Source organism: Micromonospora globispora (assembly GCF_003857015.1).
Taxonomy (GTDB): Bacteria; Actinomycetota; Actinomycetes; order Mycobacteriales; family Micromonosporaceae; genus Micromonospora; species Micromonospora globispora.
In genome coordinates, this window is sequence record NZ_QGGF01000505.1 from 1 (window position 1) to 12,362 (window position 12,362).

At 73.1% G+C, this 12,362-nt stretch carries 13 protein-coding genes; 4 read left to right on the forward strand and 9 right to left on the reverse strand.

All coding sequences use genetic code 11. The features are described 5' to 3' along the window. The 4 genes from DKL51_RS27340 to DKL51_RS27355 form a co-directional block, all read right to left on the reverse strand. Positions 1-836, reverse strand: an 836-nt coding sequence (locus tag DKL51_RS27340; protein ID WP_498070956.1) for a PucR family transcriptional regulator ligand-binding domain-containing protein, incomplete at its 3' end; no start/stop codon positions are given. Between the two features lie 54 nt (positions 837-890). After that, the gene (locus DKL51_RS27345; protein WP_243420474.1) at positions 891-1,814 is read right to left on the reverse strand and encodes a TrmH family RNA methyltransferase; all 924 of its coding nucleotides are present in this window, start codon (positions 1,812-1,814) and stop codon (positions 891-893) included. Next, a complete protein-coding gene (locus DKL51_RS27350; protein ID WP_109946109.1) occupies positions 1,801-2,358 on the reverse strand; it encodes a dihydrofolate reductase family protein in 558 nt (185 codons plus the stop codon). Before DKL51_RS27350 ends, DKL51_RS27345 begins: the two co-directional genes overlap by 14 nt. A gap of 98 nt (positions 2,359-2,456) precedes the next feature. After that, entirely contained in the window at positions 2,457-3,308 is an 852-nt protein-coding gene (locus DKL51_RS27355) for a hypothetical protein (protein WP_123809577.1), read from the reverse strand. Between the two features lie 148 nt (positions 3,309-3,456). On the opposite strand from DKL51_RS27355, the gene DKL51_RS27360 reads away from it, so the two are divergent. Continuing rightward, complete coding sequence (locus DKL51_RS27360) at positions 3,457-4,059, forward strand: dTMP kinase (RefSeq protein ID WP_109946107.1); 603 nt, start codon at positions 3,457-3,459, stop codon at positions 4,057-4,059. Positions 4,060-4,089: 30 nt separating this feature from the next. Next, the gene (locus tag DKL51_RS27365) at positions 4,090-4,515 is read left to right on the forward strand and encodes a GNAT family N-acetyltransferase (protein WP_124812640.1); all 426 of its coding nucleotides are present in this window, start codon (positions 4,090-4,092) and stop codon (positions 4,513-4,515) included. 24 nt (positions 4,516-4,539) lie between these two features. On the opposite strand, the gene DKL51_RS27370 is transcribed toward DKL51_RS27365, so the two are convergent. The 4 genes from DKL51_RS27370 to DKL51_RS27385 all read right to left on the reverse strand — a co-directional run bounded on the left by DKL51_RS27370 (position 4,540) and on the right by DKL51_RS27385 (position 9,467). Continuing rightward, a complete protein-coding gene (locus DKL51_RS27370; protein ID WP_124812641.1) occupies positions 4,540-6,780 on the reverse strand; it encodes a transglycosylase domain-containing protein in 2,241 nt (746 codons plus the stop codon). 151 nt (positions 6,781-6,931) lie between these two features. Beyond that, positions 6,932-7,732: a hypothetical protein gene (locus tag DKL51_RS27375; RefSeq protein WP_124812642.1), complete on the reverse strand. Its 801-nt coding sequence runs from the start codon at positions 7,730-7,732 to the stop codon at positions 6,932-6,934. Positions 7,733-7,884: 152 nt separating this feature from the next. Beyond that, on the reverse strand, positions 7,885-8,988 hold the full coding sequence (locus DKL51_RS27380; protein ID WP_124812643.1) for an SPFH domain-containing protein: 1,104 nt from the start codon (positions 8,986-8,988) through the stop codon (positions 7,885-7,887). A gap of 5 nt (positions 8,989-8,993) precedes the next feature. Further along, positions 8,994-9,467 (reverse strand): NfeD family protein, encoded by a 474-nt coding sequence (locus DKL51_RS27385; protein ID WP_109946102.1) that lies wholly within the window; start codon positions 9,465-9,467, stop codon positions 8,994-8,996. A 94-nt stretch (positions 9,468-9,561) separates the two neighbouring features. On the opposite strand from DKL51_RS27385, the gene DKL51_RS27390 reads away from it, so the two are divergent. Then, entirely contained in the window at positions 9,562-10,878 is a 1,317-nt protein-coding gene (locus DKL51_RS27390; RefSeq protein WP_124812644.1) for a serine hydrolase domain-containing protein, read from the forward strand. A gap of 60 nt (positions 10,879-10,938) precedes the next feature. Here the strand turns inward: DKL51_RS27390 and DKL51_RS27395 are convergent, their stop codons facing one another. After that, on the reverse strand, positions 10,939-11,751 hold the full coding sequence (locus tag DKL51_RS27395) for a DUF3097 domain-containing protein (protein ID WP_124812645.1): 813 nt from the start codon (positions 11,749-11,751) through the stop codon (positions 10,939-10,941). Positions 11,752-11,900: 149 nt separating this feature from the next. Here DKL51_RS27395 and DKL51_RS27400 point away from each other — a divergent pair. Next, positions 11,901-12,362 (forward strand): Rv1486c family protein (locus tag DKL51_RS27400; protein WP_498070957.1); only part of this gene is annotated, 462 nt, incomplete at its 3' end.

Consider the following 12,362-nt stretch of genomic DNA (forward strand, 5'->3'; position numbering starts at 1 on the left):
GCGGACCGCCCGCCTGACCGGCGATCTGCCGTCGCGGCGGTCGGTTCGTCCTCCGGCGCCGATTCGACGCCACCCACCCCCAGGCGGCCCCGGACACCGGTGGTCAGCTCATTCCCGGCCGGCCAGCGCAGCAGCAGCCGCCCCCAGTCCTGCCCCCGGGCGCCGACGGTGGTCACCAGCCAGCCGCTGTCCGGGTCGTACGCGGTCCGCCCGGCCGGCTGGATCCGCCGGGAGTGCTGCTCCCAGCCGTCCAGCAGCAGCTCGGCGCTCTCCCCCGCCGCGTCGTATGCGAGCACTTGCCGGGACAGGTTCTCCAGCACCACCGGACAGCCGGCCAGCTCGGCGGCCTGGCGGACCACCTCGGCCGCCCCGGCGCCCTCGACGGAGAGTTCGGTGAACCGCTGGTGGATCTCCTCGGTGGCGCGCAGCTCGGTGAGCTGGGCGTCCACGATCAGCGCGTGCACCGCCTCGGTGATCCGCACGAACGGCGTGGCCCGCCGCAGCTCGACCAGGGGCAGTCCGCGCCGCTCGGCGGCGGCCGCCATCACCCGGGGCACCCCGCTGACGTAGCGGCGGCCCAGCTCGACCACCAGCCCGGAGACGCCGACGTCGGCCAGGTCCCCGATGAACGCACGCAGGCCGGCATCGTCGGCGGGCAGCCCGATGCCGGTGGTGAGCACCAGCTCGCCGCCGCCGAGCAGGGTGGCGATGTCGGGCACCTCGGCGACGTGCACCCAGCGGACCGGCCGGTCCAGGCCCGCGTCCCCGGCGACCAGGCGCGGGGCGCCGTGGCGGACCGGGTCGAGCGCGAGAACCTCACGGACGGTAGGGAACACGGCCGACACGCTACCCTCCGTCATCCCCAATCTCGACGGACCGCCGGTCGGAAATCAGAGCGGGTCGTCGCGGCCGAGTTCCCAGCAGGCGACCGCGGTGGCGGCGGCGACGTTGAGCGAGTCGACGCCGCGGCGCATCGGGATCACCACCCGCACGTCACTGGCGTCCATCGCGGCCCGGGTCAGCCCGGCTCCCTCGGCGCCCATCAACAGCGCCGCCCGGGCCCGCTCGGCCGCGTCCAGGCGCTGGATCGGCACCGCGTCCGGCGCGGGCGTCATGGCCAGCACCGTGAAGCCGGCCGCCCGGACCTGGGCCAGCGCGTCCGGCCAGGGTTCCAGCTTGGCGTACGGGATGGCGAAGACCTCGCCCATGCTGACCCGGACGCTGCGCCGGTAGAGCGGATCGGCACAGGTCGGCGAGAGCAGCACGGCGTCCACGCCGAGCGCCGCCACGGCCCGGAAGATCGCGCCGAGGTTGGTGTGGTTGTTGACGTCCTCGAGGATCACCACCCGACGGGCGGTGGCGAGCACCTCGGCGGCGCTCGGCAGCGGCTTGCGGTGGAACGAGGCCAGCACGCCCCGGTGCACGTGGAAGCCGGTGGCCCGCTGGAGCACCTCCTGGGTGGCGGCGTAGACCGGGGCGTCGCCGATGTCGAGGTCGGCGAGCTGGTCGACCCGCTTCGCGTCGACCAGGTACGACCGCGGCGGGTAGCCGGCCCGCAGCGCCCGCCGCAGCACCAGCTCCCCCTCGGCGATGAACAGCCCGTGCGGGGGCTCCCAGCGGGTACGCAGCTCGACGTCGGTCAGCGCCCGGTAGTCGGCGATCCGGTCGTCGTCGGGGTCGGTGATCTCGTGGACGGGCACCCGACGATTCTGCCTGCCAGCCCCCGCGTGCCGGCCGGTGGGCGGCGTCGCTCCCCGGTCGGGAGCGCCCCGCCGGAGGCCGACGCCACCGGAGACCGGGTCACGCCCGCTCATAGCGGAGCAGCACCGACCGGCCGTCGAAGCCCCGGGTCTCGACGAGCCGCAGGTCGAGGCGGTCCTTGTCGGGAAAGACGGGCTTGCCGCCACCGAGCACGACCGGATGCACCACGACCTGGTACTCGTCGATCAGGCCCAGTTCGGTCAGCGCCGCGGCGGCGCCGGAGCCCCCGGTGAGCAGCAGCTCGCCGCCCGGCTGCGCCTTGACCTCGGCGACCTCCGCGGCCAGGTCGCGGCCGATCACCCGGGCGTCGTACTCGGCGCTGTCCAGCGTGCGGGAGATGACCACCTTGGGGGTACGGCGCCAGACCGGCGCGAACCTCAGGTCGTGCGGGTCCTGGGACAGCTGCTCCGCCCGGGGCCAGAAGTACGACATCAGCTCCCACACCTTCCGCCCGTAGAGGAAGGCGTCGGCCCGGTCGGTCAGCTCGAAGGAGTACGCGGACAGTTCCGGCCCCATCGCGGGCCAGTCGAACTCGCCGTTCGGCCCCTCGATGAAGCCGTCGACGGACTGGTGCACCCAGTAGACGAGCTTGCGCATGGCGGTCTCCTCCCGCTCCGGTGACGCCCCGGTAGGGCGCTCTCACCGGTGGGTCGGAGCCACCCGACCGGATCCGACAGCCGATGCCCCGCCTTCTGTCACGGCCTCGAGAACCGTGCGAGGTAGGCGCGGGCACGGTGCCCGTCCACGGCGTAGCGCATCACCACCCAGCCTAAGACGGGCCCCATGAGAATGATGGGCAGCGCGACGATCGACAGCAGCGTGTCGGGTACTCGCACCATGAGCCCGACCCCCACAACGGAAATCAGCATCCCGAGGAAGCCCGGAAGCGCGATGGACAGCAGGCCCTCGGCTCGGGCCCGTGCCGCGGTCAGAACCGGATCACGTTCGTCCGGCCAGGGCGCCCGGAGCCCGCGGATCATGTTGTCCCATCGGCGGAGGTCAACGTCCTCCAAGCCGCGCAGGGAAGGTCGTGTCCACGCGGGAGGCACGCCCAGGGCGGCGAGGTGATCGGCCCTGCCCACGATTGCCCGGGACTGGGCGAGAATCGAGCCGAGCTGGGCGAATATGTACACCATGGATCCGATCGATTGACCGATGACGTCGTCTCGGCGGAGAAGGACCGCTCCAACCCCCGCCACGGCCACCGCGGACAGGGCCATGACGATCGGAGCGACGGGCGCCCAGCGGGAACCGGCGCCCGGCCCGGCGGGGGCAGAAGGTACTTCGGGCTGGCGCCAACCGGTATTCGTATCTCTTCCCCAAGCGCCTGCCAGACGAAATACCGCGTTGCCGAGGCCAGGGCGTGTCAACCAGTTGTCGCCCTGGCCGCGTTCGAACCGGCGCCGTCGCCATGCTTGTACCAGCGGATCGAGGTTCGTCGGGCTGTCCGAGTCGCCGCTACGGCGTCGATCACGGTCACCGACCATCCCGCCGACGAGCAGGTAGACGAAGTAGACAGCGGGGATGAGCCAGATGATGTTCTTCATGCTGGTCTCCATTCGCGGATTCCTGCGAGGTACCCAGACACCGGGTCATTCGCCCCGCTCGCGTGTCCACACTGCTCCCTTCACCGCATCCGACGCGGCACCGTTCACGGCCGGGACGGGTTGCCCGACCGGGATACCGTCCTGACCCGTGACCCGCCCCGTGATGATCGCCCTGGTCGGCGTCGACGGCTCCGGCAAGAGCACCCAGGCGCGGGCGCTGGCCCGCCGCCTCACCGACGCGGGCGTACCGGCCAGCTACTTCGAGAACGCCGGCGGGCGGCCGCTGTGGAACCGGCTCGCCCGGGCCGTCGGCCGTCGGGACGGGCCGGCACTGTTCGGCCGTACGCTCTATCCGGCGTTGGAGGCGACGGTGCGGGCGCTGGCGATGAGCCGGACGCTGCTGTGGTCGCGGCTGACCGGCCGGACGGCGGTGCTGGACCGGTGGACGTACTGCCAGCACGTGATCATGGCGGCGCGCGGGGACCGGGGCCGGCGAATGGTGCGGGCGGCGTACGCGCTGTTCCCCCGCCCCACGGTGGTCTGCTTCCTGGCCACCTCACCGGCGGTGGCGCAGCGGCGAGTGCTGGCCCGGGGTATCGACACTGAGGAGCTGGGCCACCTGCGCGCGCTGGACGCGGCCTACCGGGCGCTGCCCGAGTTCGGGTCGTTCGTCGTGGTCGACGGGGACGGCGGGCCGGGCGAGGTGGCGGCGGCGCTGGACCGGGTGGTGTCGCCCCTGGTGCGGCGCTGAGACGGGGCACACCGGGCTACATTCCGGATCATGGAGTACCGCCTGGTCGACCGGCTGCCCACGGTCGAGGAGTTCGTCGCCGTCACCACCGCCGTCGGCTGGACCGACGCGTACGACCCGGCGGCGATCCCGGCCTCGCTGGCTGCCTCCCTGCACGGCGTCGTCGCCGTCGAGGGCGACCGGGTGATCGGGATCGGGCGGCTGGTCGGCGACGGGGCGATCTACTACTACCTGCAGGACCTGGCCGTGGTGCCGGAGCGGCAGCGGCGCGGCGTCGGCGCGGCGATCCTGACCCGGCTGGAGGAGTGGATCGCCGGCCGGGCCGGCACCCGGACGTTCGTCGGGCTCTTCGCCGCCGGGGAGTCGGTCAGCCTCTACCGCCGCTTCGGGTACGCCGTGCACGAGGGCATGACCGGCATGTTCCGCGTCGGCCCGTACCGGCCGGCCGCCCGCTGAGGGGCGACCGGACCGGCCGGTGGATCAGCCTCGGCGGCCCTGGAGCCAGCGCCGCAGGTCGGACGGGAACCCGTTGTCGGACTGCTGCCGCGGGTCGGCCGGCTGCTGCCGCTCCTCGGGCGTCGGCGTCGGCGTCGGCGTCGGCGTCGGCGTCGGCTCGGGCCGCTGCGGGTTGCCGACCAGTTCGCCGCTCGGCGCGGTGAAGTCCTTCACCGGCTGACCCTTCACCGCGGTCTTGATCACCCGAGCCACCGCGTCGATCACCCGGGCCTGCACGGCGGCGCCGACCGAGTCGGTCGAGTCGTCCGGGTTCGCGGCGATCCCGGCGACCGCCACCTGCGGGGTGAACCCGACGAAGGTCTCGGTGGCGTTCTGCTCCGAGCTACCGGTCTTGCCGGCGACCGGCCGGCCGACGATCCGGTCGACCGCGGTCGCCGTGCCGCCGTTGCACTGCCCGTACGCCGACTGCTGGCCGACCGGGCAGCGGGCCGCGTCGGTCGCCGCCCGGGCCACGTCGGTGTCCAGCACCTTCTTGCAGGACGGCTGGCCGACGTTCACCTTCTCGCCGTTCCCGGCGGTCACCGAGACCACCGGCAGCGGGGTGCAGTACGTCCCCTCGGCGGCCACCGTGGCGTATGCGTTGGCCAGGTCGAGCGGGGTGGTGGCGGCGACGCCGAGGGTGAACGCGCCCCAGTTCTCCGCGTCGTTCTTGGCGAAGGCGGCGTCGGAGTCGGCCCGGAAGGTGATGCCGAGCCGCTGCGCCATCTCCACCACCTTGTCCTCGCCGACCTGCTCGGCCAGCCAGACGAAGTAGGTGTTCACGGAGCGGCCGAAGCCGTCCCACATCATCCGGTACCCGTCCATCCACTCCGGGTTGGCGTTGGCGGGGCACCAGTTGCCGTCGCAGTTGCCCTCGGCGTCGGAGGAGTACCGGGTGGGCAGCCTGGCCGGGGCGTCGAAGCCGGTGGAGAGCGGCTTGCCGGCCTCCAGCGCGGCGAGCATGGTGAAGAGCTTGAAGGTCGAACCGGCCTGGTAGCCGTCGACGCTGGTGCCGCCGGAGATCAGCGGGTTGACCGTGTTCGGCCGGTTGGCCTGCCCGGCCGGATTGTCCGCCAGGCTGTAGTGCCGGTTGACCGCCATGGCGAGCACCCGGCCGGTGCCCGGCTCGACCGCTGCGATCGGCAGCGCGCGCTTGTTGTTGTACCCGTAGACGTCGGTGGCCTGCTCCTGCGCGGTCTTCTGCACCTGCGGGTCCAGCGTGGTGACCACGCGGTAGCCGCCGCGGCGCAGCGCCTGCTCGCGCTCCTTCACGGTGTTGCCGAAGGCGGGCTGGGTCAGCCACCACTGCCGCAGGTAGTCACAGAAGAAGCCCCAGTCGTCGTGCCCCTGCGCGACGGCGGTGCAGCCGTTGGGCTGGGCCGTCGGGTGCAGGGTGACCTTCTCCGCCTTCGCCGCGGCGGCCTGCTGCGCGGTGATCGCGCCGGTGTCGGCCATCGAGTCGAGCACGTACGCCCGGCGGGCCAGCGCCTTCTCCTTGTCCCCGTCGATCGGGCTGTACTCGTCGGGCGACTGGACCAGGCCGGCGAGCAGGGCGGCCTCGCCGAGGGTCAGGTCGGCGGGCGCCTTGCCGAAGTAGCGCTGGGCGGCGGCCGCGACGCCGTACGCCCCGGACCCGAAGTAGGCGATGTTCAGGTACCGGTTGAGGATCTCGTCCTTGCTGAGGGTCTTCTCCAGCGCGGTGGCGTACCGGATCTCCTGGAGCTTGCGCCCGACGGTCTGCTCGGTGGCCGCCTGCCGCTCCTCGGCGGTGCGGGTGGGGTCGGTCTTGAGCACGTTGCGGACGTACTGCATGGTCAGCGTCGAGCCGCCCTGCTCGGTGCCGCCGCCGGTGACGTTGGCGACCAGGGCGCGGGCGATGCCGCGCAGGTCCGCGCCGCTGTGCGAGTAGAAGCGCCGGTCCTCGGCCGCGACGACCGCCTGGCGCATCACCGGGGCGATCTCGGCCAGCGGCACGTCGGTGCGGTTGACGTCGTAGAACGTGGTGATCAGCGTCTTGCCGTCGTTGGCGTAGAGGTAGGAGCGCTGGGGCTGCGCGGGGGTACGCAGCGCGTCGGGCAGGTCCACGTACGCCCGGAGCGCCGACTTCGTCACGAGCCCGCCGACCAGGTTGCCGGGGAGGGCGGCGAGCGCGACGACGAGCCCGGCGAGGACGCCGGCGAGGAGCACGGTGAAGAGCCGCGACAACGGCGACCGGGGTGACGGCATGGACCCAGGATTGCCATGAAAGCCACTATCCGACCACTCCGCCAGCCAACTGTCAGCCAACTCACGGTGACCTCCCAGCTACCCGCCCCTGCCCCTGCCCCGATGGGCGGCGTCGCGTGGGTCGGGAGGTTCGTGCCCGTTTCGGGGGATCTCAGCCGGCGGCCAGCGGGCCCCCGCCGGAGGACGATCCGGGCATCGTGGGGCTGGAGACGCTGGCGGCGGCGGCGTCGCGGGCGATGGCGGCCGGGACGAGCCGGCCGGAGCGGTAGCCGATCCCGATGCCGGAAACCAGCACGAAGAGCGCCCCGAAGGTCTGCAGCGAGCCGATCAGCGAGCCGGCCAGGCCGAGCAGCGGCGAGGCGATGATCAGCATGACCCCGTCGCCGTAGCTGAACATGCCGGACCGGGCCACCGACCAGCCGGTCAGGAACCAGCCCAGGCTGTAACAGGTGGCGCCGACCAGGACGATGCTCCGGGCGGTGGTACCGAACACCGGTGCCTGCTCGGCGAGCCCCGCGAACGGCAGCATCAGCACGGTGCCGGCGATGCTGACCAGCAGCCCGGCCGCGGCGATCCGGCGGCACCGAGTGGCGGCGAGCAGGCCGGTCAGCGCCAGCAGGGCGAGCAGGCCGAGCCACACCGCGGCCACCCAGCCCACCAGGTAGAGCAGCGCGCCGTCCGCCGGGTAGGGGTCGTTGCCCACCCCGCCGTCGCTCGCCATCGCCACGGCGCCGTAGAGGAGCGCGTACGCGGGCAGCAGCCAGACCGCCGCGCGGGCGAACCGCCGTACCGACCAGGCCCAGCTCGCGTTGGTGGCCGGCGCGGCCGGCCCCGGGTCGGCGACGAACGGCAGCACCCCGAACCCGCCCCCGGTACGCCGGGTGCCCAGCGGACCGGCGGGATCGTGCGAGCCGGGGACCGGCTCCCGTAACCTCTTCACCTGATCCTTCATGCGCCACCTCGCTCCGCCTGGCGGGCGGCCCGGGACGCGCCCGGCGCCCCGGCTCCTGGTCACCACCCGTCCTCAGGACCGATCGTGGCAGGCACCGGGGCGCCGCATGAGGCTTTCTCGCATTTGCCGCCCTGGGTCAGGCGGCGCCGGGCTCAGCCTCGCTCGCGCCGGTCGCTCGGGTCGTTGAGCAGGCTCTCCGGCGACACCGGCTCCGGCGCCGGCAGCCCCTGCGGGGCGCCGCCGGTGGCCTTCGCCTCGGCGACGCGGACCTCGTCGTGGATCTCCTGCGCGGCGCTCGCCGCGGCCCGCGCGGCCTCGGCGGCCTCCCGCTCCACCTCGCCGGCGCTCTTGGCGACCTCCGGCGAGGGGACGTCGCCGACCATGTTGGCCAGCCCGCCGAGTGCGCCGCCCATCCCCTCCAGGGCCTTGGTCAGCTCGGTCGGCACGATCCAGACCTTGTTGGCGGTGCCGTTGGCGATCTGCGGCAGCGCCTGGAGGTACTGGTACGCCAGCACCTTCTGGCTCGGGTTGGCCTGGTGGATCGCGTCGAAGACGGTACGGATCGCCTTCGCCTGACCCTCCGCCTGCAGGATCCGGGCCTGCCGATCACCGTCGGCGCGGAGCACCGCGGCCTGCTTCTCACCCTCGGCGGTGAGGATCTGCGACTGCTTGTGCCCCTCCGCGTTGAGGATCACCGCGCGGCGGTCCCGCTCGGCGCGCATCTGCTTCTCCATCGAGTCGCGGATGCTCGGCGGCGGCTCGATCGCCTTGATCTCCACCCGGGTGACCTTGATCCCCCACCGGCCGGTGGTCTCGTCGAGCACACCGGAGAGGTGCCGGTTGATCTCCTCGCGGCTGGTCAGCGCCCGCTCCAGGTCGAGCGAGCCGATCACGTTCCGCAGCGTGGTCACGGTGAGCTGCTCGATGGCCTGGAGGAAGTTCGAGATCTCGTACGTGGCGCGGACCGAGTCGACCACCTTGAAGTAGAGGACCGTGTCGATCGAGACCACGAGGTTGTCCGAGGTGATCACCGGCTGCGGCGGGAAGCTGACCACCTGCTCCCGCATGTCCACCTTGGTGCGGACCGCGTCGACGTAGGGAACCAGCAGGTTGAGGCCCGGGTTCAAGGTCCGCTTGTACTTGCCGAGCCGCTCCACGACGTCCTGGCGCTGCTGCGGCACGATCCGCACCGCCTTGATCAGCGTCACCACGACGATCAACGCCACGGCGGCCAACAGCACCAATGCAAAGTCCATACTGTTCACCTTTTCCCTTCGGGCAGCTCGCCCGGGGTGGAAATGTCGTCCTGCCAGACCAGGGCGGTGGCGCCCCGGACCTTTATCACCTGCACCCGCTCACCCGCGGCGTAGCTGCGGGTGACGTCGTACGACCGGGCACTCCACAGCTCACCGTCGATCTTGACCAGCCCACGCTCGGCGTCCACCGGCTCCAGCACCAGCGCGGTGGCACCCTCGAGCGCCTCCACGCCGAACGCCTGCTCTCCGCTCTCCAGCGCGGAGCGCGCGTGCCGCCGGATGACCGGGCGGACCACCGCCACCGAGAGGGCGGAGACCAGCGTGAAGATCAGCGCCTGCAGGGCGGTGGGCGCGCCGAGGGCGGCGGCCGCGGCGGCGGCGAACGCACCGGCGGCGAACATGATCAGGAAGAGCGTCGTCGTGAAGATCTCGGCGACCGCCAGCACCACACCCAGTACCACCCACACCACGGCGTCCACACACCAATCGTGACACGTCGAAGCACGCGCCAGTGTCCCGTGATGATCAGTAAGCTCGGCGGCACCCGATCCGCGCCGACCGAGGAGAACCCCCGTGTCCCTGCTGCCCGACACCGCCCGCCAGGTCGACTCCCTCGTCGCCCGGGCCCAGGCCGAGGGACGGGCGCCCTCGTTCGCCCTCGGTGTGGTCCGCGACGGGGCGCTGGCGCACCTAGCGGTCGCCGGGGAGCACCCGCGACCGGACGCCGACCGGCAGTACCGGCTCGGCTCGATCAGCAAGACCATGACCGCGGTGCTGGTCATGCAGGAACGCGACGCCGGGCGGCTGTCGCTGGACGACCCGCTGGAGCGGCACCTCCCCGGCACCCCCGTCGGCACGCTCACCCTGCGCCAACTGCTCGGGCACGCCAGCGGCCTGCAGCGGGAACCCGACGGCCGATGGTGGGAGCGGACCGAGGGCGTCGACCTGGCCACCCTGGTCGCCGGGCTGACCCCGGATAAGATCGCCTTCCCGCCGCACCACGTCTACCACTACTCCAACCTGGCGTACGGGCTGCTCGGCGGGGTGCTGGAACGCCGCACCGGGACACCCTGGTTCGAGCTGCTCCGGGAACGGGTCCTCGAACCACTCGGCATGCGCCGCACCACCTACCACCCCACCGAGCCGTACGCCCGCGGCTACGTGGTGCACCCCTGGCACGAGACGCTGCGGGAGGAGCCGCGTACCGACACCGGGGCGATGGCGCCCGCCGGGCAGCTCTGGTCCAGCATCGAGGACCTCGGCCGCTGGGCGGCGTTCCTGGCCGACCCGACGCCGGAGGTCCTCGCACCGGAGACGCTGACCGAGATGTGCGCGCCGGTGGTGATCAGCGACCTCGACTCGTGGAGCGGCGGGCACGGCCTCGGCGTGGAGCTCTACCGGGTCGGCGACCGGGTGTACGTCGGCCACGGCGGCTCGATGCCCGGGTACATCGCCGGTCTGGCGGTGCACCGGCCCAGCCGCACGGCAGTGGTGGACTTCGCCAACGCGTACGGCCTGCGCAAGGGGCACCACATCGTCGGACTGGCCCGGCAGATCCTCACCCTGGTGCTCGACGCCGAGCCGGCCCCGGTGCAGCCCTGGCGCCCGGCCGACGCCCCGCCTCCGACCGAGCTGGCCGAGCTGACCGGCCGCTGGTGGTGGATGGGCGCCGAGTACGAGATGCGGGTCGACCCGGCGGGCGACCTGTGGGCCGGCCCGGTCGGCCAGCCGGTGCTCCGCTTCACCGCCGAGGGCCCGGACCGCTGGCGCGGCCGCACCGGCGGCCAGGACGGCGAGATCCTCACCGTGCTCCGCGACGAGACCGGCCACCCGGTCGCCCTGGACATCGCCACCTTCGTCTTCACCCGCACGCCCGACCAGGAACCCTGACCCGGGCTTGACGGCCCGGAGCCGGGCGCGGCGGCCCCGACCCTGACCGCAACCACCGGATCACCCAGGCTCGGTGACGAAGTCGATCAACCGCTCCATCGCGTTGATCAGCGGCGTCTCCACGTCCGCGAAGCTGTCGACCCGGGACAGGATGTGCCGCCACATGTCGGCCGGTTCGGCCACCCCGAGGGCCGCGCAGACCCCCTCCTTCCACGGCCGCCCCGGCGGCACCACCGGCCAGGCCGCGATGCCGAGCGCCTGCGGCTTCACCGCCTGCCACACGTCCACGTACGGGTGCCCGGTGACCAGCACGTGGGGCGAGGTCACCTTCGCGACGATCCGGCTCTCCTTGGAGCCGGGTACCAGGTGGTCGACGAGCACGCCGAGCCGTCGGCCGGGGCCGGGCGCGAAGTCGCGGACCTCGGCGTCGAGGGCGTCGATGCCGTCGAGCGGCTCCACCACCACGCCCTCGATCCGCAGGTCGTCGCCCCAGATCCGCTCCACCAGGGCGGCGTCGTGCACGCCCTCCACCCAGATCCGGCTGGCCTTGGCGAACTGGGCGCGGACGTTCTCGACGGCGACCGAGCCGGAGGCGGTACGGCGCCGAGCGGCGGGCACCGGGGCGCGTACCGGCCGGCGGAGCGTGACCGGCGCCCCGTCGAGCAGGAACGCCGCGGGCAACAGTGGGAAGTTGCGCCGCCGGCCGTGCCGGTCCTCCAGCACCACCGCGCCGGACTCGAAGCCGACCACCGCGCCGCAGAAGCCGGAGTCGGCGTCCTCGACCACGAGGTCCGGCTCGGCGTCCACCTCGGGGATGACCTTCCGCCGTCGCCAGTCCCCCGCCAGCACGTCCTCGCCGTATCGCCCCGCCATGTGGATCACGCTAACGCCGCCCCCGTCCGGTCACCTCCCGACGCGCCGAACAGGGCCGGACACGCGGGTGAAGCGGGCAGTTCGGGGCAGGTCACGCCGCCGGAGCGGCAGCCGAGACAGGGGCGGCGGTCACCACGTACCCTTTCGGCATGTCCCTCCCCGCAACGGGCGCGGCCACGCTGGCTCCGCGCCGGTCCAGCCGGTTCGTTGCCTGGGTGCGCGCCTGGCGCGCCGGCCTGGTGCCCTTCGATGAGGTCGCCGACGAGATCGCCGGTGACGAGGAGCACATGGTCGCGGACGCCCCCGGCACCTGGACCGACGTGCCGTTGCGGGACGCACTGCCCGCCCTGGCGAAGCTCACGCCGGACCAGATCCGCCTGGTGCTGCCCGCGCCGGGCGACCCGCGCGGGCTGCCCGGTCCCGGCGACTTCGCCGGGGCGGCGCTGCTGGCCGGCGAGGCGGTGATCGCCAGCGGGCTGGGACTGATCCCGGAGGTGCGTACGCACACCTCGGGGTCCGGGATGACCTTCGAGACGGTGCTCTGGCGGGTGTACCCGCTGCCCACCGACGCGCCGGCGGCGTCGCTCGCCACGCCGGGCGCGGCGGAGGCG

Excerpts from the sequence above, each read along its gene's own strand:
- DKL51_RS27345 (WP_243420474.1), bottom strand. The coding sequence starts at position 1,814 with ATGAGCGGGCGTGACCCGGTCTCCGGTGGCGTCGGCCTCCGGCGGGGC.
- DKL51_RS27375 (WP_124812642.1), bottom strand. The coding sequence starts at position 7,732 with ATGAAGGATCAGGTGAAGAGGTTACGGGAGCCGGTCCCCGGCTCGCAC.
- DKL51_RS27365 (WP_124812640.1), top strand. The coding sequence starts at position 4,090 with ATGGAGTACCGCCTGGTCGACCGGCTGCCCACGGTCGAGGAGTTCGTC.
- DKL51_RS27355 (WP_123809577.1), bottom strand. The coding sequence starts at position 3,308 with ATGAAGAACATCATCTGGCTCATCCCCGCTGTCTACTTCGTCTACCTG.
- DKL51_RS27380 (WP_124812643.1), bottom strand. The coding sequence starts at position 8,988 with ATGGACTTTGCATTGGTGCTGTTGGCCGCCGTGGCGTTGATCGTCGTG.
- DKL51_RS27370 (WP_124812641.1), bottom strand. The coding sequence starts at position 6,780 with ATGCCGTCACCCCGGTCGCCGTTGTCGCGGCTCTTCACCGTGCTCCTC.
- DKL51_RS27395 (WP_124812645.1), bottom strand. The coding sequence starts at position 11,751 with ATGGCGGGGCGATACGGCGAGGACGTGCTGGCGGGGGACTGGCGACGG.
- DKL51_RS27350 (WP_109946109.1), bottom strand. The coding sequence starts at position 2,358 with ATGCGCAAGCTCGTCTACTGGGTGCACCAGTCCGTCGACGGCTTCATC.